This is a genomic window from Vibrio sp. CAU 1672 (assembly GCF_029223195.1).
Lineage (GTDB): Bacteria > Pseudomonadota > Gammaproteobacteria > Enterobacterales > Vibrionaceae > Vibrio.
This window is the reverse complement of the sequence record NZ_JARHUF010000067.1, coordinates 1-1,185: the sequence shown is the minus strand read 5'-3', so window position 1 is coordinate 1,185 and position 1,185 is coordinate 1. Positions and strand designations below refer to the sequence as shown.

Below are 1,185 nucleotides of genomic sequence, written 5' to 3'. Positions count from 1 at the left end.
TCTACGGATTCTGCTACCATTTTCCTCGCTTCTTCCAGATCTTTCGGTTTCCTCAGTAAAAGTTCCATTTTGAGTATCCCATTTACGCGCTCTGCTAAAGCATTCTGATAACAGTCATACCCGTCAGTCATCGAGCAAGTCACTCTATGTTTCTTATGGATATCTTGATATTCCTTCGAACAATATTGTGAGCCTCTATCTGAGTGGTGTATTAGCTTTTCTTCACTCTGCCGTTGCCTGAGAGCTGAGATAAATGCCCGCTTAACTGATTGCGTTTTCATGTTGTCATCTACATAGTAACCAACAATCTTCCTTGAATAAGCGTCCGTAACCAGGCTGACATAGCTCTCTCCATTTTGAGTCGGCAAGTAAGTAATATCAGCAACCCACAGTTGTTCTGGCTTCGTTGGTATCAGCCCATCTTTCACTTTGTTAGGGTGACAGAAGAACCGATGACGACTGTCAGTAGTTCGTTGATAGGCTCGTCTTGTTCTCACTAACAGGCGATGCTTTCTGAGAAGCTCAAAGAGCTTATCTCGACCTATTTGAATGCCCTTTATTGCGGCTAAGAACTTCAGTTTACGCGCACCAATGCGTGGCTGCTTCATTCTGACTTCACGGACAAAGCCAATGACAGCATGCTCATGATGTTCACAACGAGATTGAGTCTGGCGCTGCTTGTAATAAGCTTGACGAGAGATTTGTACTAACTGACAAAACTTCGTGACGGTCAACCCTGCTATGGTTTTCTCTTGGACAACGCTTCTTTGTGCTTTTTTGTCACTCTAACGCCATAGTCACGTTCCATAACGTTCACTACAGCTTCAAAGAAGTCGGCTTTGAGCTGTGCATCTTCAAGTTGCTTCTCAAGCTCTTTAATACGTTGCTCAGGTGTGGGAGGTGAATTGAACTCGGCCATAGCGTCTCCTTTGGACATAAAGTTAGGTGTCCCTTTAGACCAATCTAGTCGACCATGTTTACGAAGCCAAACTAAAACCGTAGAACAACCTTGGATGCCGTACTTCTCTTGAGCTTGTTTGTAAGTGAGGCTTCCTTTTTCAACCTCATCCACTACGGTGAGTTTAAAAGCGAGGGAATAATCGCGCTGAGTTCTTTTATTTGTTGATTTCATAACACTCTCCAATTTTGGGGTTGGAAAGTGTCAACCTTATTTAGGACGGAACA

At 43.6% G+C, this 1,185-nt stretch carries 1 protein-coding gene; it reads right to left on the bottom strand.

All coding sequences use genetic code 11. The annotated features are described in order from the left end of the window. A protein-coding gene (locus P2G85_RS21430; protein WP_275866019.1) for an IS3 family transposase occupies positions 1-1,132 on the bottom strand; the annotation gives its coding sequence in 2 pieces (ribosomal slippage) (positions 1-766 and positions 766-1,132; 1,133 coding nt annotated over the 2 pieces). This gene is flagged as partial in the annotation. Positions 1,133-1,185 lie beyond the last annotated feature (53 nt).